This window comes from Novosphingobium sp. NFX11 (genome assembly GCF_057376415.1).
In genome coordinates, this window is the sequence record NZ_CP080385.1 from 586,879 (window position 1) to 606,423 (window position 19,545).

Sequence of the window (19,545 nt, forward strand, 5' to 3'; positions counted from 1 at the left end):
CTTCGCGGGAATGACGAAAGGGAGGTTGCTGGACGCGATCACTCGGCCTCCGTCTCTTCCGCCCGCTCGCGCATCGGCAGGTCGTAGACGACCGTGGCTCCAAAGCGGTGCGGCGCGTGCGGATCGTGCCGGCGCTTGTCGAGCGCAAGGACGCGCGTACCCAGCGAGAATGCCTCGCGAATGTCGTGCGTCACCATCACGATCGTCAGCGAATACTTGCGCCACAGATTGCGGATGAGCGCGTGCATGTCGGCACGAATACCGGGGTCGAGCGCGCCGAACGGCTCATCGAGCAGCAGGATGCGCGGCCGCTTGACCAGCGCCTGCGCGATCGCGAGGCGCTGCTGCATGCCGCCCGACATCTGCGCGGGGTAGAGGTCGAGGCTATGGCCGAGGCCCACCGCCGTCAGCATCTCGGTCGCCTCCTCGACGGCGGCGCGGCGGGCGCTGCCGAACAGGCGGCCGAGCACGGGGGCCTTCTCGCATTCGAGCCCGAGGATCGTGTTGCGCAGTGCGGTCAGGTGCGGGAACACCGAATAACGCTGGAACACGACGCCGCGATCCGGCCCGCATTCGGGTTTGAGCGGCGTGTCGTCGAGGGTGATGACGCCTCGGCTCGGCCCTTCCTGCCCCAATATCAGGCGCAGGAAACTGCTCTTGCCCGCGCCGGATGGGCCGACGATGGAAACGAAGGCGCCTTCCTCGATGTCGAGGTTCAGCTTTTCGATGATGATCCGGTCGCCATATTCGACCCAGACGTCGCGGAAGCTCAGGAGGGTGCTCAATGGCTTTCTCCATGTGCCCAGGGAAACAGCCGGTGGCTGAGGAAAGTGAGCGCCATGTCCATCGCGATGGCGAGGAGCGCGATCCAGGCGACATAAGGCAGGATCACGTCCATCGAGAGGTAGCGGCGCACGAGGAAGATGCGGTAGCCGAGCCCTACGTCGGACGCGATCGCCTCGGCCGAGATCAGGAACACCCAGGCCGGGCCGAGTGCGAGGCGGATGGCGTGAAGCAGGCGCGGCATGGCTTGCGGCAGGGCGACGCGGATCATCACCTGCCAACTGTTGGCACCCAGCGTCAGCGCCTTGATCACCTGCTCCCGAGGAAGCGCGGAGACGTGGGCGGCGATGTCGCGGATCATGACCGGCGCGATGCCGATGACGATCAGCGCGACCTTGGAGGTTTCGCCGAGGCCCAGCGCGATGAACAGGATCGGGAGTAGCGCGATCGGCGGGATCACCGCGATGCCGGTGACCAGCGGGCCGAACGTCGCGCGCACCGGCGGCAAGACGCCGAGCGCAAGGCCCACCACCAGCGCCATCAGCGTCGAGATACCAAGGCCGATGCCAAGGCGCTGCAGGCTCGCCATGGTATCCGCCCAGAACACCAGCTGGCCGGTGAGCTGGTCGGGCACGAAGAGCAGCGCCGACATGCTTTCGGCCATCGCGCCGGGCAGCGGCAGTATCTTGTCGGCCGGGTTCACCGCATGACGGCTGGCGGCCATGACGATGTAGACCAGCAGGAGCAGCAGGATCGGAACCGCGCCGAGAAGCACCCGCCCCCTCGCCCGACCTGACGATTCACCCAGCGCATTGTCGTGATCCCGTTCTGTTATCGCATCTCGTCATTGCGAGCGAAGCGCGGCAATCCAGTGTTGCGGCAACCGCCCTGGGTTGCTTCGCTGCGCTCGCAATGACGAACGGTATTTAGCTAGAGCTTGCCGTCGGCGGCCATCTTCATGAAGCTATCGTCGAAACGCAGTGTCACGTGCTGCGCATCGCCCAGCGTCTTGCCGCCGGGGAAGGACATGCCCACCGCGTCGGCCGAACTGGCGCCCTTGAACAGCCCCTTGGAGAAGCTGAAGTCGCGCACGCGGGTCATCGTGGTGACCAGCGCGGGCGCGTCGGTCGCGGCGACGGCAGCCTTGGCGTCGGAATAGAGGAAGGTCGTGCTGAGCTGGCTGTCGAACGCTTCCGGCGTGGCGCCCGCGAGCTTGGCCATGGCCGCGCGGGCGGCCTTGCCCTCGGCGTCCTGGCGCGTCATCAGCGCGGTCGTCTCGTACCAGATGCCCGCCAGCGCCTTGCCGAGATTGGGGTTGGCCTTGAGGGTGGCGGTATCGACGCAGAGCAGGTCGAGAATCTCGCCCGGAATATCGGCCGAGCTGAACACCAGCTTCGCGCCCGGCTGCGCCTTCATCGCATTGAGCTGCGGGTTCCACGCCACCGCGACCTTGACGTCGGGGCTGGCGAAGGCGCCGACGATGTCGGCATCGCCGGTGTTGACCGTCTTCACGTCCCGCAGTTGCATGCCGACCGAGTTCAGCCCGCGCGCCAGCAGGTAGTGCGACACCGAAAGCTCAACCAAGTTGACCGACTGGCCCTTGATCGCCTTGAGGTCGCCGCCCTTCATCAGGATGCCGTCGTTGCCGTTGGAATAGTCACCGACGATGATCGCGCTGGTGTCCTTGCCGCCTGCTGCCGGAATCGTCAGCGCATCCATGTTGGCGACGGTGACGCCGTCCAGCTTGCCCGCCGTGTACTGATTGACCGACTCGACGTAGTCGTTGACCTGGACGATGTTGATCTTGAGCCCGTACTTGTCGGCCCACTTCTTCACGATCCCGGCCTGCTGGGCATAGGGCCAGGGCATCCAGCCCGCGTAGATCGACCATCCGATGTTGAATTCGGTACGCTTGGGCGCTTCGCTCGGCGCCTGCGAGCAGGCGGCGGTGAGAAGTACTGCCGGCATCGCGGTGGCCATCAACGCGGCCTTGGCAATGCTGCGGATCGATACGATCATGACTCGGTCCCCTTTCGCAGTGCAACATTGCTGCGATTCGGGTCCTTGTCCATCGAAAATTATTACGGTGCGCGATTTTTGTAATACTTGCGCGCAGAGTACGCTGCCCGCCGGCGAGCCACCCTCCACCTTAGTCATTGCGAGCGTAGCGAAGCAATCCAGGGAGGTTGGACGCCGCCCTGGATTGCTTCGCTACGCTCGCAATGACGAAGAAGGCCTACCGATACGAAGTCTTCAGGCCGCCACTTCGTCCTTCGGCTGCGGCCTGCGCGGGGTTTCGGCAACCTTCGCGGCGACTTCATCCTGCTCGTGCAGCGGCGGCAGCAGCGCGGTGGTGGTGACCAGCTGCAGCTGGTGGACGCCGCGAATGGCGCGCAGCGCGTCGCACAGTTCCTTCAGCCGCTCGGCCGGGCCCTGCACCAGCAGGACTTCCATCGACTGGTCGTCCTCAAGGAAGACGTGCTGCGAGGAGATCACTTCCTTCAGGTATTCCGCCTGGCTCTGCGCCAGCTGGTGGCGCACCCGCCCCTTGTCGCCCCGGTAGACCAGCGTGATCGTTCCCGCGAGCATCTCTTCCGGCCGGGTCAAAGCCTCATGCTCGGCAAGGGCGTGGCGGATCAGTTCGGCGATCAGCTGCGAGCGCGAGGGCAGCCCGCGCTCCTCCACCATGGCATCCAGCTGGCGGAACAGGTCTGCGGGAAGGCTCATGGAGAGCCGGGCAAGACTGGCGGGATCGGTGCTCAAGCGGCGCCCTTTCTGGAACAACAACAGCCCTCCCCTATACCAACCTTGCCGCCGATGACAGCAGCAGTTGGAGGCGCAGTCGGCGGTGGAGTGATACTCTCATCGCACAAAAATAATACCGTTGTCACGTTTTGTAATATCGATAAGCTGACCCGAGATCGAGCCGGTGTTCACCCGCTCGCAGCCAGTGTGGGGGCATTTCTTGGCACAGAGTCCTACCCGTAGCACGGGGTTTTCCGGCAGTTCGCAGGCCGCCACCGGGCGCGCCTATCCCAACGGCAACCCGGCGCTGGGGTACAACCCGCCGGGCGTGCGTAATACCGACAGCGCCTTGCCGCTGCACCGCACTAGACCGGTCACGCACGACTATGCCTGCGACGGACCGGCGGCAGGCAGCCTCTCGTTCCGCTGGACTTACGGCTCCAACGTCGCGGCAAAGAACCGCGATCCGCGCGTGCAGGTGGTGCAGTACAACGAGGATACTTTCGTGCTGCGCCAGAACGTGTGCGTCCACTGGGAGGCGCCGTTCACGTACCTGCTGTTCGGCAACAAGGGCGCGCTGCTGATCGACACCGGCGCCACCGCCAACGCCGCGCATTACCCCCTGCGTGAGACGGTGGATGCGATAATCGCGCGCTGGGTAAAGGCGCGCGGGCGCAGCAAAGTGCCGCTGACCGTCGCGCTCACCTCGGCCGAGGACATCGCGCAGAACCAGGGCCTCGTCCAGTTCGCCGACCGGCCGGACACCACGATCGTCCCCAAGCCGCTGGCGCTGATGCAGAAGACCTACGGCATCGCGAACTGGCCTTCGGGCACCGGCAGGATCGACCTCGGCGATCGCGTGATCACGGTCGTCCCGACCCCCGGCACGCACAAGGACGGGGTGAGCTTCTACGATCCCTACTGCGACCTGCTGTTCACCGGCGACCTGCTGTTCCCCGGCAAGATCAACATCGGCAACGACACCGATTTCGTCGCCTCGCTGGAAAGGCTCAAGGCTTTCGCCGCCGCCAATCCGGTGAAGTGGCTGCTGGGCGGACACATCGAGATGATGTTCGTGCCGGGCAAGTATTACCCGCGCTTCGCCACCTTCAAGCCCTACGAGCGAGTGCTCGAAATGACGCCGAACCTGATCGACGAAGCGCTTGAGGCCGCCCGCGCGGTGCAGGGCAAGGACATGATGCTGATCCGCCCCGACTTCGTGCTGTTCAACGGCGTCAGTCCGGACCAGCGCACCCCGATCTGGCCCGAGGGCGTGCCCAACATCCGCGCCCCGCACCCGTTCTGACGCCACTTTCCCATACAAGGAGCCCTGTCGTGGATCGACGCGCCTTCCTGACCTACAACGCCGCCATCGCCGCCGTGCCGCTGACCGGCGCCGCGCTGACCGGGCTGTCCGACGCCGCCTCCGCCGCGACACGCCCGCCGCCGATCGACTTCAAGGCCAACCTGCCCGCGACCGGCACTTTCCCGGACAAGTGGATCTGCGGCTCGTCGTCCTGCATCGACAACACCGACCCGCCGGTGCAGGTCCACTGGTACAATCCGCACACCGCGATCCTGCGCCAGAACAAGGCCTACAGTTACGAGGCTCCGTTCGCAACGCTCTATTTCGGCAACGACCGCGTGCTGCTGCTGGATGAAGGCTACGTGCAACTGCGCAACGACTACGATCTGCGAGCCGTGGTCGACCAGTGCATCGAGGACTGGTGCCGCCGCAACGGGCGCGATCCGGCCAGCCTCGAACTGCTGGTGGCGTTCAGCCATCTCCACGACGACCACTACGCCGCGACCAACCAGTTCGCCGACCGCCCCAACACCCGCTACATGGGCCTCACGCACGAGGAGATGGTCGGCTTCTGGGGCATGACCAATTTCCCCGAGGAGCGCGTGACCCTCGACCTCGGCGGGCGCGAGGTCCTGATCTGGGGCTCGCCGGGGCACGTCGTTTCCGAGTTCGCGTACTACGACAGCTACACGCAGATCCTCTATACCGGGGACATGTTCTATCGAGGCCGCTGCTACATCAGCTTCTGGGAACCGTGGTTCGACAGCATGAAGCGCCTGATCCAGTTCTGCGACACGCACCCCGTCACGCACGTCATGGGCTGCCACGTCGAGATCAGCAAGGACGGCGAGGACTACGCGTACGGCATGACCTATCAGCCCGACGAGGCGCCGGTGCAGATGACCGTGCAGCAGCTGCGCGAGGCCTGGGCCTATGCGCAGAAGATCACCGAGCCCGGCATCTACTTCACCGGCACCGTCTTCCTGTGCAACCAGACGCGCGGGACGACGACGATCGACAAGAATCCCTACCGCTACTGACGGTGCCCGAATCGGCGGCGCGCCGGATACGCGCCGCCGAGCGCATCTGCGGACGACAAGCGTGTTACGCAGATGCACAAAAACCACGCTCCAGCGCGATTTCCCGCGCCTCGTCACCAAAACGCACAGCCTTCAATTAATACGCTTGACGAGAAACGTAATATCCATAGCTTGTATCAAATCGCCGGTCAGAGCGAAGAAACGGGGAGAGAGAATCTTGTAACAGCAGGCCGGTCCACCGGTCTGGATGGGGGTTTTCGATGGAACAACTGCCAGTCCGCAACACGGTTCTCTCGAACGATGCGGCTGCCTTCGCGAACGATGACGGCGTGAAGCAGAAGATCTTCAACCTCGTGCCTCCGGCGTTCGTCGCCGTGATCGTTGCGTTCTGGGCTTTCGCGCCCAAGGCGCTGACCGACAACGGCTGGACGATCATCGTCACTTCCGCGCTGATCACCGTCGTCGTGCTGGGCCTCGAGTTCGTGCATGAGCGGCACGCCGGATGGCGCATGAACTGGCGTGAGTTCTTCACCGACCTGTTCTACGTCGTGCTGAGCGCCACCGTCATTTCCTGGACCGCGACCGCGCTGGCCGAGGAACCGCTGCAGGCCGTCAAGAAATCGCTCGGCATCACCACGCAGTGGGCGATGCACATGCCCTGGCTGCTGCAAGTGGCGCTGGTGGTCTTCGTCATGGAGTTCGGCCAGTACTGGATGCATCGCCTGATGCACAATTCGACGCCGTTCTGGCTGACCCACGCGCCGCACCACCACATAACCCAGCTCAATGCCGCCAAAGGCGCAGTCGGCAATCCGATCGAGCTGTTCCTGATCAGCCTGAGCGTGCTGGCGCTGTTCGACCTCTCGCCGACCGCGCTGTTCTGCGGCTTCAACATCCTGAACGTCGTGTCGACGTTCGCGCATGCCAACGTGCGCTCCGATCCGCCGCTGTTCTATTCCTTCTTCTTCACCACGATCCGACATCACAGCCTGCATCACTCGACCGATTACCAGAGTACGCGCTGCAACTACGGCAATTCGCTGATCCTGCTCGATCGCATCTTCGGCACCTACAAGGAAGGTGAAGCCAGCGTCGTCGGGCAGGACGATCTCAGGCGCCTGTCCATCCGGGAGCAGTTCCTGTTCCCGTTCCAGCCCCTGATCGAACGGATCAGGGCAGCGCGCGGCGAAACCGCACAGCCTGCCAACTGAAAACGGCCAACCGAGCCGCAGTAATAATTCAACGCATCACGGGAGCGAACACCTCGGCGGCATTCAAGGCCGAGGGCAGTGCAAGCGCGTCGGCACGACATCCGCAAAGCGATGGCCGGCGTACGAATGAGGGTCCTCACATACACACCCACCGGGCGCGACCAAGGAGCGTGCCGGGACCGGGGCACGTCAACCGAAACTGGGGAAGCACATGACTTATCGCGCGAAACTGAGAGCAGGGCTTCTGTCCGCAACCATGATTACGAGCAGCGTGATCGCGATGCCCGCCGTGGCGCAGGAAGCGGCCGCTGCTTCCGATGAGGGCGATGCCATCATCGTCACCGGCACCCGCCGCGCCACAACGATCATGGACACGCCGATCAACATCTCGGCGATCGGCGCCGACGAGATCGCGCGCCAGCGCATCGACGACGTGCGCGACCTCGCCGACTTCACGCCGGGCCTGACCATCTCCGACACCGGCCCGGGCGGCACCGGCTCTATCGTCCTGCGCGGCCTGAACGCCTCGGATACGGCCTCGAGCGGCGCCAACTACGACGACTCGCTGGGCGTCTATCTGGGCGAAGTTCCGCTCTATTATGACTTCAAGCTGCTCGACATCGAACGCGTCGAGACGCTGCTCGGCCCGCAGGGAACGCTTTACGGCCTCGGCACGCTGGCGGGCGCTATCCGCTACATCCCCAACCGCCCCAATACCGACGCCTTCGAGAGCGAGGCCCACGGCCGCCTCTTCACCAAGAGCCACGCGACCGACCTCGGTTACCAGCTCGACGGGATGATCAACATCCCGATCGTCAAGGACCACATCGCCTTCCGCAGCGCGACCGGGTACTACTACGATCCGGGCTTCATCGATTACCCGTTCCTGATCAACGAGCCCGGCGTCTCCGACCCGCAACCTAACGGCACCAGCCGTCCGACCGGCGACGCCTACAACGCCAACCTGCACAAGCGTGAAGACCTCAACTTCGAGAAGACCTTCACCACGCGCAACCAGTTGCTGCTGCAGACCAGCGAAGACCTCAAGGTCATCTTCACTTACGCCTTCCAGCGTACCAAGACCGACGGCGCCCAGTCGAACAGCGCGGGCGTGCTGGGCTCTGGCAAGTACGAGAACGCGAGCCGCTACGCCGAACCGGTGAACCGCCGCGCGCACCTCGCCAGCATGGAGATCAACGCCAACCTCGCGGACATCGCCGACCTCGTCTCGACGACCGCTTACACCAACGTCCACACCCGCTCGCAGAGCGATAACACCGACCTGCTGCTCGACCTCGACTACGACTACGAGGCGTTCCCGGCATTCTCCAGCTGGAATGAGAGCTATGGCCGCCGCAAGCAGATCAACCAGGAAATTCGCCTCGTCTCGCGTCACGGCGGGCCGTTCAACTGGGTTCTGGGCGGCTTTTACAACCAGCAGAAGTACCACAACGACTATGCCGAGCATACGCCGGGGCTGACCGCGTTCTACGGCGATGCGGATTGGTACGGGAACCCGCTCGTCAATCCCGACGATCTCGAATACGTCAGTTACACCAAGTCTAAGGTCACCGAGAAGGCGATCTTCGGCGAAGGCACGTTCCGCGTGACACCGGCATGGCAGGTCACGGCAGGTGCTCGCTACTTCAAGTATTCCTCGGAGGTTCAGGGCGCCCTGACGCTGCCGCTCGGCGGCGACGATCCCGATACGCCCGAATACGACAACCCGCTGAGCCCCTACGACCTCGATCCGTCGGGCGGCAAGGCGTCGCAGGACGGCTGGGTGTGGAAGTTCAACACCTCGTACAACTTTACGCCGGACCTGATGATCTACGGCACCTACAGCAAGGGCTATCGCATCGGCGGACCGAACCGCGTCGCTCCCTGCCCCGATCCGGTTCCTGCCAATCAGCAGAATGCCTGCGCGCTGCCGAACGAAGTCCAGTACGGCCCGGACAAGACCAAGAACGCCGAAATCGGCGTCCGCATGCAGCTGTTCGATCGCAAGCTGACCTTCAACTTCGACGTTTATGACATCAAGTGGCAGGGCATCCAGGTCGATTCCGCCACGTATTACGGCGTCACCGGCATCACCGTGAACGGCGGCTCGGCGAAGTCTCGTGGTTTCGAAACCTCGTTCCAGTTCAAGCCGGTGCCCGCCCTGACGATCCAGGGCATGTACTCGTACACGGATGCCAAGCTGACCGAGGACGTCGACGGCATCATCACCGTGCGCACAGTCGTCAACGACTACGACGTTCGGCCCAAGTTCACGCAACTCGACGCGCTGAAGGGTGATCGACTGCCCGGCTCGGCGAAGAACCAGGGCAGCCTGGGTGCGACATACACGGTGCCGATGGGCGAAGGCGTGTTCAGCGCCAACTGGACGGCGACCTACCGCGGCAACGTGGTATCGCGCCTCGGCTGGGATCGTGGCTACGGCACGAAGATCCCCGGCTACGTGCTGCACCGCGCAACGCTTTCGTACGAGACCGACAAGTACACCGTCAGCCTCTTCGCGAACAACATCTTCGACAAGTACGCTGTGGTCTCGGTCGGTCAGGACCGCTCGCGCATCGGTGTGAACGATGGTGTCGCGGTGCGCTACTATCGCCAGACCGTGCTCAATCCGCGCACCGTCGGCGTGGAAGCGCGCATCAAGTACTGAGTATCACCGGAGGCGCTTTCCCGAAACGGGCGAGCGCCTCCGGCACTGCCACGAACTCGTGATTGCTTCGCCAGGTCCGCAATGACGTCACGCGTCGATCCCCTGCCCTTCCAGCCACGTCCGCACCGGCGCCAATTCGGTCTCGTGCGCGCGCCAACGCTCAACGGCATCGGCATTGATCGGCCGACGGACTTGCGCCGCGCTTGGTGTGGCGACGGCGGCGCGGTTCTCGTGGAACGACAGGCAGGCCTCGTCCCACTCAAGACCGCAATGGGACAGCAAACGCCGCGTCTCGCCTTCCTGATCTGCGACAAGCGCTTCATAGGACAGCTGCAACACCCGATCCGGCCATAGCTTTTGCCATAGCGCCATCAACCGGTCGAACCGTGCATAGTAGCGCGCCGTATCCATGAGATCGTACGAATAGGCGTAATAGGCGGACTGGCTGGCAAACAGGTTCTTGTAGTTGCTCCAGATCGTATCCATCGGATTGCGGCGCAGGCACACGATCCGGGCATCGGGCAAAGCCCGCGCGATATGGCCAATATAGAGGAAGTTCGCGGGCAGCTTGTCAGTGAAACGTGGCTTGGCCCGCGCGATATGATGGGCCGCGCGCTCGAGATAGGTCGCGCCCAGTTTATCCGGGTCAATTCCCGCACTGGCTGCAACGGTCTCGGCATCGATGACCCGGCGCGACGGCGTGCCCGCCAGTTGCTTGACCGCCAGCGGCATCGCCTGCAGTTCCCCGCCGCCTCCACATCCCGGTGCGAGGACAGGATGCGATCGACGAGCGTGGTCCCGGTGCGCGGCATGCCCACCACGAAGATCGGCGCGGCTCCGCCATGTCCCGCGCCGCCCGCCGGAGCACCGGAAGCGAATACCGCATCGATCGCGTCGAAGATCTCAGCGTCCTGCGTGAAGTCGTAGCCGACGCTGCGCTTGTGCGCACCGTTGGCAGCCGAGAGGTGACGAAACGCATCGGTGGCATTGCCGAGGTCCTCGTGCTCCTTGGCCAGCGCATAGCGGATGCGCAGCGCATCGCCCGGCTCGCGCGCTGCAACCAGCGCCGCGTCCAGCCGAGCTACGTGATTGGCCTCAGGCGTCTGCCGCGACAGGATGGCGAGCGCATAGTGCGCCCGCGCATTGCCCGGATCGGTCTCAAGGATCGTCTCGTAATGCGAGCGCGCCTGCTCGATCCGTGCGGTAAAGCCGCTCGCCGCCGCAAGGTTGTATCGGTATTCGAGATCGTCCGGATCGCCCGCTACCGCTGCAGTGAACGGGGCAAGCGAGGCCTCATGATCGCCCAGCCGCGCCAGCACGCAACCGATCGTGTCGAAAGTGCGAGGATCGTCGGGGCCCAGCGCCATGGCCTGCCGGGCGGCCTCGGCAGCCTCCCCGTCGCGCCGCAACAGGATCAGCAGCCTGGCAAGCTGCGCAACATGCTCCGCCCGCGGCCCCCGTGCGACCGCCGCTTCGAGCAGCGGGACCGCGCGCGCGATCTGGCCCGCCTCCGCAGTTGCCACACCGAGCAGAAAGAAACCTGTCGGCTCGTCCGGACGAGCCTTCGCCAGAGCGGCAGCGGCTGCTCCCGCGCCTTGCAGGTCCCCCTGCCGCAACGCCTCCCTGGCCTGCGATTCAAGCGTCATGCGGAAGGACGGCCGGGGAAAAGAATATACACGAAAGCGCCTTTGATGCGGGGCATTGAGACCAGCCTAACGGGCTCGCACGGTCGTGACAATCAGCCGGTTCAGCGCGCCTTTGCAGCGGGCATCCGGATCTCCGCGACCAGCCCGCCTTCGGGCGCGTTGCGTAGCGTTACGGCACCGCCGAACGTCGCCACTTGCGCCCGCGCGATGGTCAGGCCGATGCCGGTGCCGGTCCCGGTGCTGGTCGACAGTCGCCGGAAGGGCTGAAAAGCGCGCTCGATCTCGGCCTCGGGCAGTCCGGGGCCGCGGTCGATAACGTGAATGACGAGGTCGCCCTTCTCCATCATGCAGCGCAGCTCAGCCGTGCCGCCGTACTTGAGCGCATTGTCGACGAGGTTGGCAAGCGCGCGGCCGAGAGCATTCGGCTTGACCCTTGCCTCCACCCGGATCTGTTCGATGAAAGTGACGTCGCGGCCGACTTCGGCGTAATCCTCCGCCAGCGCCGAGAGCACGGAATCGACGTCGATCACCGCCCAAGGCTCACGCACTTCGCTGCTGCGCGCAAGGTCGAGGCCATCGCGCACCATCTGCTGCGTCACCGCAAGGTCGGCGACGAGCCGCCCGCGCAGCACTTCGTCCCCGACCTGCTCAAGCCTCAGGCGCAATCGGGTAAGCGGGGTTTGGAGGTCGTGCGTGACCGAGGCAAGTATCTGCGTACGCTCGCGCAGGCCGTCACGCACTCGCGACTGGGCGAGGTTGAACGTCTCCAGCGCCGCCCGCACTTCGCTCGGCCCCTTGACCGGGATGGGCTCCAGGTCGCCCGCCAGCGAAAACTGCCGCGCCGCCTTCTCCATCCGCCGCAGCGGTGCCGTCGCGATACGCGCGGTGAGCAGCCCGAGCAGTGCGCCCGCGATGACGATGAGTTCGAGATACGGCGGGCCCACCGGCGGCTGCCCACGGTCGGGATTGAGCAACAGGTCGATGACGAGCCGTCGTTCGCGCCCGGCGGCATCGGTATATCGCACCAGCCAGCAGTCGGGCAGCGGATCGGTGTTCATTCCCGCCGCCGGAGGATGATGCACGAACCGTGTGAAACATTGCTGCCGCGGCAGCACCCGCGCCTGTGCCGGACGCCCCAGCCGTTCACTGACGCTGCGCGACAGGCCGACATCCCAACCCAGCATCGCCAATCCGGGATCGGGCCTGTGCGCCCCGAAAATGAAGCCGGAAGACACCAGATAGTCGGTTCGCTCCGCATCCACTTCGTAGCGGTGCGCGATGTCGGCGGTGCTGAGGAGGGCCGCTTGCCTCTGCAGTTCGGTGAAGGCGTGCTGCTTCCATACTTGCGAGATATGCAGCGCGAACAACGCCGAAGCGGGCATGCCGATCATCAGTACCAACGCCAGCCGCCCCGCCAGCGAGCCCGGATAAGCGCGCAGTCTCCGGGCCAGATTGCGCCACCAGCCTGATGAGGACGCCGCGCCTGCCGTCACTCGAAGGCGACCGGGCCGGGCAGGACGTAGCCTTCGCTGCGCACGGTAAGGATCAGATCGGTCCCGCCTTGCGTCCCGGCGAGCTTCTGGCGCAAGCGGCTGATCTGGATATCGATGGTCCGGTCGAACGCCACCGTGGCGCTGCGCTCGGGCAGCAGTTCCTCGCGCGAGAGGACGCGGTTGGGGGCTTCCACGAACTGCCGCAGCAGGCGGTACTCGGCCGAGGAAAGCATCACCAGTCGCTCGTCGTCAGTCACCAGGCGGCGCTGGTGCAGATCGAGCCGCCACGGCCCGAAGCGCGCATAACGGGCGGCACGCGGGCGCGTCTGATCGACTACCCGGGCGCGGCGCAGGAGATTGCGCACCCGCGCCAGCAGTTCGCGCGGCTCGAAGGGCTTCGTCAGGTAATCGTCGGCGCCGAGTTCGAGCCCCAGCACGCGGTCGATGGCATCGTCACGCGCAGTCACCATCATGATCGCGCCCTGATGGCCCGACGCGCTCAGTTCGCGGCAGAGGTCCAGCCCGTCCCCATCGGGCAGGTTGAGGTCGAGGATCAGCAGGTCCACGTGCCGCTGCTTCAGGATCGCGCGCAGTTCGGCCACGGTACCCACGGCCTCCACTTCCTGCGGCTCGCGCGAGAGCTGGCCGATGATGAGTTCGCGAATGTCGGGGTCGTCTTCGAGGATGACGATGCGCCCATTGGCTACGGGGGCTGTTGCGGTCATGGGCTGACGTCTAATCCGCTTAGGTTTCCTTGTCTGCCCCAAGTTACATCACGCGACATTTGGTTGCACGACGCAACATGCCGAAACGCGCCGAGGCTTGCCCGCACAGCCCTTGCGGCAGGATACGGCCGCCAAACATGTTCCGTGTAAAGGAGCCTTCGGGTTGCAACCTTCCATTCGGCATCTTGCCCTCGCCTCCGCCCTCGCGCTCGCCACCGTGACCACCGCCGGGTGCGGCGGGCCGTCGGCGCCGCAGCAGCAGCAGGCCGTCGAGGTCGGGGTGGTCACGCTGAAAGCGCAGCCGGTCACCGTATCGACCTCGCTCTCGGGCCGCACCGCCGCGACCGCCGTCGCCGAAGTGCGTCCGCAGGTCGACGGGATCATCCAGACCCGCCTTTTCACCGAGGGTTCGGTGGTGAAGGCCGGGCAGCCACTCTACCAGATCGACGCGAGGCTCTACAAAGCCACGCTCGATACCTCGCGCGCGCAGCTCGAGAACGCGCAGGCGACGCTCTACAGCGCGCAGGCCAAGGCGCGCCGCTACGGCACGCTGGGCGAAACGGACGCGGTGAGCGCGCAGGACCGCGACGAGACCATCGCCTCCGCTCGCGCTGCCACCGCCTCGGTGCACCAGTACCAGGCGGCGATCCGCACGGCGCAGGTCAACCTCGGCTTCACAAAGGTTTATGCGCCGATCACCGGACGCATCGGCCGCTCCGCCTTCACGCAGGGCGCGCTGGTCACCTCCGGGCAGTCTGATGCGCTGGCGACGATCCAGCAACTCGACCCGATCTTCGTCGACATCACCCAGTCTTCCTCCGACCTGCTGAAACTGCGCAAGAGCCTGGCCAAAGGCACCATCATGCCCGGCAGCACCGCAGTCACGCTGACGCTGGAGGACGGGACGCAGTATCCGCAGCAGGGCACCGTAGAATTCAACGAGGTCAACGTCGATCCCGAGGCGGGCACCGTCACCCTGCGCGCGAAGTTCCCCAACCCTGACGGGCTCCTGATGCCGGGCATGTTCGTCAAGGTCGATACGCCGCAAGGCGTGGTGCGCAGCGCCATCCTCGCGCCGCAGCAGGGCATCACCCGCGATGCCAAGGGCAACGGCGTCGCCCTCGTCGTGAATGCGCAGGGCAAGGTGGAGCAGCGCTCGGTCGTGGTCGGACAGGCGATCGGCGACAAGTGGCTGATCTCCAGCGGCCTCAAGGCAGGCGACCGCCTGATCGTCGAAGGCACCGACAAGACGCGCGCCGGCGCGACGGTCAAGGCCGTGACCGCGAAGCTGGACCAGTAATCCCATGAGCATGAGCCGCTACTTCATCGACCGGCCGATCTTCGCCTGGGTCATCGCCATCGTCGTGATGATGGCCGGGATCGGCGGGATCATGAGCCTGCCCGTGTCCCAGTACCCGGACGTCGCCCCGCCTTCGGTCTCGATCAGCGCCACCTACCCCGGTGCATCCGCGCAGACGCTGGAGAACTCAGTCACGCAGGTGATCGAACAGCAGCTGACCGGCATCGACAACCTGCTCTACTTCTCGTCGAGTTCCGACAGTTCGGGCTCCGCCTCGGTCACTGCGACCTTCGAGAAGGGCACCGACCCCGACGTCGCGCAAGTGCAGGTGCAGAACAAGGTGCAGCAGGCCAACTCGCGTCTGCCCACGCAGGTTCAGCAGCAGGGCCTGACCGTCACCAAGTCCGGTTCGGACATGCTGATGGTCGTCGCACTCTATGACGAAAGCGACCGGACTTCGTCGAGCGACGTCGCCGACTATCTCGTTTCGAATTTCCAGGACGACCTTGCCCGCGTCAACGGCGTGGGCGGCGTGCGCGTGCTCGGCTCGCAATATGCCATGCGCATCTGGCTCGACCCCGCGAAGATGCAGGGACGCCAGCTGATCCCTTCCGACGTCGAGAGCGCCCTCACCGCACAGAACGTCGACCTTTCGGCGGGCCAGCTCGGCGCGCAGCCGCTGGCGAAGGGTCAGCAGCTCAACGCTGTCGTCAAGGCGAAGTCACGCCTGCAGACGCCCGATCAATTCCGCGCCATCGTCGTCAAGACGCTGACCGACGGTTCGGTCGTGCGCCTGTCGGACGTCGCCACGGTCGAAATGGGCCAGGAAAGCTACACCGTGAACGGCCGCATGAATGGCCATCCGGGCGCCGGTATCGGCATCGAACTGGCTTCCGGGGCTGACGCGCTCAAGACGGTCGCCGCCGTCAAGGCGCGGGTCGCAGAGCTGTCGCAAAGCCTGCCCGACGGCTACAAGATCGCCTTCCCGCGCGACACCAGCGACTTCGTCAAGCTGTCGATCAAGGAAGTGATCGAGACGCTGCTGATCGCGGTCGTCCTCGTCGTGCTGGTGATGTACGCCTTCCTGCAAAGCTGGCGCGCGACGCTGGTGCCTGCCATCGCGGTGCCGGTGGTGCTGCTCGGCACCTTTGGCATCCTCGCGGTGCTCGGCTATTCGATCAACACGTTGACTCTGTTCGCGATGGTGCTCGCCATCGGCCTGCTTGTCGATGACGCCATCGTCGTCGTCGAGAACGTCGAGCGCCTGATGCACGAACAGAAGCTGAGCCCCTACTACGCCACCGTGCAGTCGATGGAGGAGATCGGCTCCGCCCTTGTCGGCATCGCACTGGTGCTTTCCGCGGTGTTGTTGCCGATGGCGTTCTTCGGCGGCTCCACCGGCGTGATCTACCGCCAGTTCTCCATCACCATCGTCTCGGCCATGGGACTCTCGGTGCTCACCGCGCTGATCCTGTCTCCGGCGCTCTGCTCGATGATGCTCAAGCCCAAGGCCGAGGAAGAGCATGAGACCCGCGAGCCCGCGCCGGGCCTGCGGGGCCTGCCGTTGCGGACGAAGCGCGCGCTCGACCGTATGTTCGGCCGCTTCAACGACTGGTTCGAGCGCATGACCGGCCGCTACGTCGCGGTGACCGAGCGTGCGATCGCGCGGCGACGCTGGTGGCTCGTCGGCTATGGCGCGGTGATCCTTGCGATCATCGTACTGTTTGTGCGGCTGCCCTCCGGCTTCCTGCCGACCGAGGACCAGGGGCAAGTCATGGTCGCCTATCAGCTGCCGGCAGGCGCCACCGCCGAACGCACCGACAAGGTGCGCAAGGAGATCGAGCAGGCCTTCGCTTCCGAAGGCCATAACATCCGCGTGCTGTTCGCCATCGCCGGTTTCAGCTTCTCGGGCTCGGGCCAGAATGCAGGCATGGGCTTCGCCAGCCTTGCGCCGTTCGATGAACGCACGGCATCCAGCCAGAACGCATCCGCGATCAGCGGGCGCCTGATGGGCAAGCTGTCGAAGATCCGCGACGCGCAGGTCTTCGTCATGACCCCGCCCTCGATCCAGGGTCTCGGCCAGTCGAACGGCTTCACGTTCCAGCTGCTGAACTCCTCGAATATGGACCACGACAAGTTCGTCACCCTGCGCGACAAGCTGATCGTGGCCGCGAACCAGGACCCCAAGCTCTCGCAGGTCCGCGCCTCCAGCCTGCCGGACACCCCGCAGTTCGACATCACCTTCGACGATGCCAAGCTGTCGGTCCTCGGCCTCAGCGTGGACAATGCGACGGACACCCTCAGCACCGCCTGGGGCGGCACGTACGTCAACGACTTCATCGACCGGGGCCGCGTCAAGAAGGTCTACCTGCAGGGCCAGGCGGATTCCCGCATGCTGCCGAGCGACCTCGACAAGTGGTTCGTCCGCTCGACGTCCGCGACCAATGCCGACGGCACCAGCAAGATGGTCCCCTTCTCCGCCTTCACGACGATGAAGTGGGAGACCGGCCCGAACGGCCTGTCGCGCTTCAACGGCCGCTCCTCGTACCAGATCGAGGGCAGTGCCGGATCGGGCTACAGTTCGGGCGACGCGATGAAGGAAATGGTGGCGCTGCAGCAGAATCTGGCGCCGGGCACCAGCTATGCCTGGAGCGGCCTGTCGTATCAGCAGAATCAGTCGAGCGGGCAGGCTCTTTATCTCTACATCCTGTCGGTCGCGGTCGTGTTCCTGTGCCTCGCCGCGCTCTACGAAAGCTGGTCGGTGCCGCTGGCGGTGCTGCTGGTGATACCGCTCGGCGTTATCGGCGCGGTGATCTGCGTGGCGGCGCGTGGTCTGGAGAACGACATCTACTTCCAGGTCGGCCTGCTCACCACGATCGGCCTCGCCGCGAAGAATGCGATCCTGATCGTCGAGTTCGCCGAGACCGCGCGGCGCGAGGGACGCGACATGCTCCACGCCGCACTGGAAGCGGCACGGGTCCGCCTGCGGCCGATCATGATGACCTCGATCGCGTTCATGGCGGGCGTCGTGCCGCTCGCCATCGCCACCGGAGCGGGCGCGCAAGGGCGCATCGCCATCGGCACGGCCGTGTTCGGCGGCATGTTGACCGCGACCGCACTCGCCATCTTCTACGTGCCGATGTTCTTCATCATCGTCGCCCGGGTGTTCCACCGCAAGGACGCGACCACGACGCCCGCCCATACCAAGGACCACGCATGATGCGCCCCTTCCTGATCTCCACGATGGCGCTGGCCGTGGCCCTTTCCGGCTGCAACATGGCGCCCAAGTACGTCAGCCCCGAAGCCGCCGCGCCCGCGCAGTGGCCGCAGGGCGCAGCCTATGAGCCGCTACAGTCGGGCGAGGCCGGGATGCCATGGCGCACGCTCTTCGCCGATCCGCGCCTGCAGGCCGTGATCGAGCGTGCACTCGCCAACAACCAGGACTTGCAGGCGAGCCTCGCCAACGTCGCCTCGGCGCGGGCGCAATACCGTGTCGAGCGTTCGTACCAGTTGCCGACAGTGGCTCCGGGCGCTGACGCCAGCGCGACGCACGGGATGAACTCGACGCAGTTCACCAACCAGAGCTACAGCGCCGATGTCGGCTTCAGCGGGTTCGAACTGGACTTGTTCGGCCGCCTGAAGAACCAGAGCCGGGAGGCGATGGAGACTTACCTCGGCACCGAATCCGGCTATCGCTCGGCGCGGCTGACGCTGGTGGCCAACGTGGCGACCGCCTACGTCACTCTCGCCTCCGATCGCGACCTTCTGGCGCTCGCTGAGCAGACCCGCGACAGCGGACAGCGTTCGGTTGATCTCACCCGCGCACTGTTCAGGTCCGGGCTGACGAGCGCGAGCGATCTCGCTGCGGCCGAAACGACGCTGGAGCAGGCCAATTCCGACATCGCCGCGCAGACCACGCAAGTCGCGCAGGACCGCAATGCGCTGGAACTGCTGGTCGGCGGGTCGGTGCAGGACGCCGAACTGCCCGTATCGCTGGCGCAGCTCGATACGCGGATCGGCAAGGTGCCTGCGGGCCTTTCGTCCGAAATCCTGCTGCGCCGCCCCGACGTGGTCGAGGCCGAGCACAACCTCAAGGGTGCCTACGCCCAGATCGGCGCGGCGCGGGCCGCGTTCTTCCCGACGATTTTGCTGACCTCCACCATCGGTCTTGCCAGCACGGCGCTCAGCAGCCTGTTTACCGGCGATGCCTTCAACGTCAGCGGTTCGGGCAGTGCGAGCCTCCTGCTGCTGGGCGGCACCAACAAGGGCAACCTCGAATACGCCAAGGCGCAGCGCGAATACTATCTCGCGACCTATCGCTCCACGGTGCAGTCGGCGTTCAAGGACGTCGCCGATGCGCTCGCCCGGCGCGGGACGATCACGACGCAGCGCACCGCGCAGGACCGCCTCGTCGCCGCCGGGCAGAAGAGTTATGATCTCGCCGATGCGCAGTACCGGGCGGGGACCGACAGCTTCCTCAACGCGCTGGTCGCCCAGCGTTCGCTTTATGCTTACCAGCAGACGCGCATTTCCACGGTGCTGGCCGACCTGACCAACCGCATCACGGTGTACAGCGCGATCGGCGCGGATGAGAGCCTCGCCGCGCCGACTTCGTAAGGTATTGTCCT

At 65.2% G+C, this 19,545-nt stretch carries 12 protein-coding genes and 2 pseudogenes; 7 read left to right on the top strand and 7 right to left on the bottom strand.

Annotation, left to right across the window (positions count from 1 at the left end):
* Positions 1-38: 38 nt before the first annotated feature.
* The 4 genes and pseudogenes from KZO24_RS20460 to KZO24_RS20475 all read right to left on the bottom strand — a co-directional run bounded on the left by KZO24_RS20460 (position 39) and on the right by KZO24_RS20475 (position 3,510).
* Positions 39-785 (bottom strand): ATP-binding cassette domain-containing protein, encoded by a 747-nt coding sequence (locus KZO24_RS20460; RefSeq protein WP_271182758.1) that lies wholly within the window; start codon positions 783-785, stop codon positions 39-41.
* Positions 782-1,596: pseudogene (locus tag KZO24_RS20465) on the bottom strand (ABC transporter permease). The gene KZO24_RS20460 and the pseudogene KZO24_RS20465 overlap by 4 nt, the downstream one beginning before the upstream one ends.
* Before the next feature lie 117 nt (positions 1,597-1,713).
* On the bottom strand, positions 1,714-2,802 hold the full coding sequence (locus tag KZO24_RS20470; RefSeq protein ID WP_008831946.1) for a putative urea ABC transporter substrate-binding protein: 1,089 nt from the start codon (positions 2,800-2,802) through the stop codon (positions 1,714-1,716).
* Between the two features lie 234 nt (positions 2,803-3,036).
* On the bottom strand, positions 3,037-3,510 hold the full coding sequence (locus KZO24_RS20475; protein WP_051211558.1) for a CopG family ribbon-helix-helix protein: 474 nt from the start codon (positions 3,508-3,510) through the stop codon (positions 3,037-3,039).
* A 238-nt stretch (positions 3,511-3,748) separates the two neighbouring features.
* Here KZO24_RS20475 and KZO24_RS20480 point away from each other — a divergent pair, with 238 nt between their 5' ends.
* From KZO24_RS20480 to KZO24_RS20495, 4 genes are all read left to right on the top strand, one after another.
* Entirely contained in the window at positions 3,749-4,834 is a 1,086-nt protein-coding gene (locus KZO24_RS20480; protein WP_271182756.1) for an MBL fold metallo-hydrolase, read from the top strand.
* Between the two features lie 29 nt (positions 4,835-4,863).
* Entirely contained in the window at positions 4,864-5,874 is a 1,011-nt protein-coding gene (locus KZO24_RS20485) for an MBL fold metallo-hydrolase (RefSeq protein ID WP_486487625.1), read from the top strand.
* 260 nt (positions 5,875-6,134) lie between these two features.
* Positions 6,135-7,085 (top strand): sterol desaturase family protein, encoded by a 951-nt coding sequence (locus KZO24_RS20490; protein ID WP_271182754.1) that lies wholly within the window; start codon positions 6,135-6,137, stop codon positions 7,083-7,085.
* Positions 7,086-7,341: 256 nt separating this feature from the next.
* On the top strand, positions 7,342-9,753 hold the full coding sequence (locus KZO24_RS20495) for a TonB-dependent receptor (RefSeq protein WP_486487626.1): 2,412 nt from the start codon (positions 7,342-7,344) through the stop codon (positions 9,751-9,753).
* An 87-nt stretch (positions 9,754-9,840) separates the two neighbouring features.
* On the opposite strand, the pseudogene KZO24_RS20500 reads toward KZO24_RS20495, so the two are convergent.
* The 3 genes and pseudogenes from KZO24_RS20500 to KZO24_RS20510 form a co-directional block, all read right to left on the bottom strand.
* A pseudogene (locus tag KZO24_RS20500) lies at positions 9,841-11,399 on the bottom strand (sulfotransferase family protein).
* Positions 11,400-11,500: 101 nt separating this feature from the next.
* Positions 11,501-12,892: an ATP-binding protein gene (locus KZO24_RS20505; protein WP_271182751.1), complete on the bottom strand. Its 1,392-nt coding sequence runs from the start codon at positions 12,890-12,892 to the stop codon at positions 11,501-11,503.
* On the bottom strand, positions 12,889-13,617 hold the full coding sequence (locus tag KZO24_RS20510) for a response regulator transcription factor (protein WP_271182750.1): 729 nt from the start codon (positions 13,615-13,617) through the stop codon (positions 12,889-12,891). Before KZO24_RS20510 ends, KZO24_RS20505 begins: the two co-directional genes overlap by 4 nt.
* Before the next feature lie 163 nt (positions 13,618-13,780).
* Here KZO24_RS20510 and KZO24_RS20515 point away from each other — a divergent pair, with 163 nt between their 5' ends.
* Genes KZO24_RS20515 through KZO24_RS20525 form a run of 3 tightly spaced genes read left to right on the top strand, consistent with a single transcriptional unit; the run spans position 13,781 to position 19,534 of the window.
* Positions 13,781-14,917, top strand: coding sequence for an efflux RND transporter periplasmic adaptor subunit (locus tag KZO24_RS20515; protein ID WP_271182749.1), 1,137 nt, complete (start codon positions 13,781-13,783; stop codon positions 14,915-14,917).
* Between the two features lie 4 nt (positions 14,918-14,921).
* Entirely contained in the window at positions 14,922-18,137 is a 3,216-nt protein-coding gene (locus tag KZO24_RS20520; protein ID WP_271182748.1) for an efflux RND transporter permease subunit, read from the top strand.
* A complete protein-coding gene (locus KZO24_RS20525; RefSeq protein ID WP_486487737.1) occupies positions 18,137-19,534 on the top strand; it encodes an efflux transporter outer membrane subunit in 1,398 nt (465 codons plus the stop codon). Before KZO24_RS20520 ends, KZO24_RS20525 begins: the two co-directional genes overlap by 1 nt.
* Positions 19,535-19,545: the final 11 nt, after the last annotated feature.

What these genes read in the sequence shown, in the direction of transcription:
- KZO24_RS20495 (WP_486487626.1), top strand. Translation starts at nt 7,342, where the DNA reads ATGATTACGAGCAGCGTGATCGCGATGCCCGCCGTGGCGCAGGAAGCG.
- KZO24_RS20470 (WP_008831946.1), bottom strand. Translation starts at nt 2,802, where the DNA reads ATGATCGTATCGATCCGCAGCATTGCCAAGGCCGCGTTGATGGCCACC.
- KZO24_RS20510 (WP_271182750.1), bottom strand. Translation starts at nt 13,617, where the DNA reads ATGACCGCAACAGCCCCCGTAGCCAATGGGCGCATCGTCATCCTCGAA.
- KZO24_RS20525 (WP_486487737.1), top strand. Translation starts at nt 18,137, where the DNA reads ATGCGCCCCTTCCTGATCTCCACGATGGCGCTGGCCGTGGCCCTTTCC.
- KZO24_RS20475 (WP_051211558.1), bottom strand. Translation starts at nt 3,510, where the DNA reads ATGAGCCTTCCCGCAGACCTGTTCCGCCAGCTGGATGCCATGGTGGAG.
- KZO24_RS20490 (WP_271182754.1), top strand. Translation starts at nt 6,135, where the DNA reads ATGGAACAACTGCCAGTCCGCAACACGGTTCTCTCGAACGATGCGGCT.
- KZO24_RS20520 (WP_271182748.1), top strand. Translation starts at nt 14,922, where the DNA reads ATGAGCATGAGCCGCTACTTCATCGACCGGCCGATCTTCGCCTGGGTC.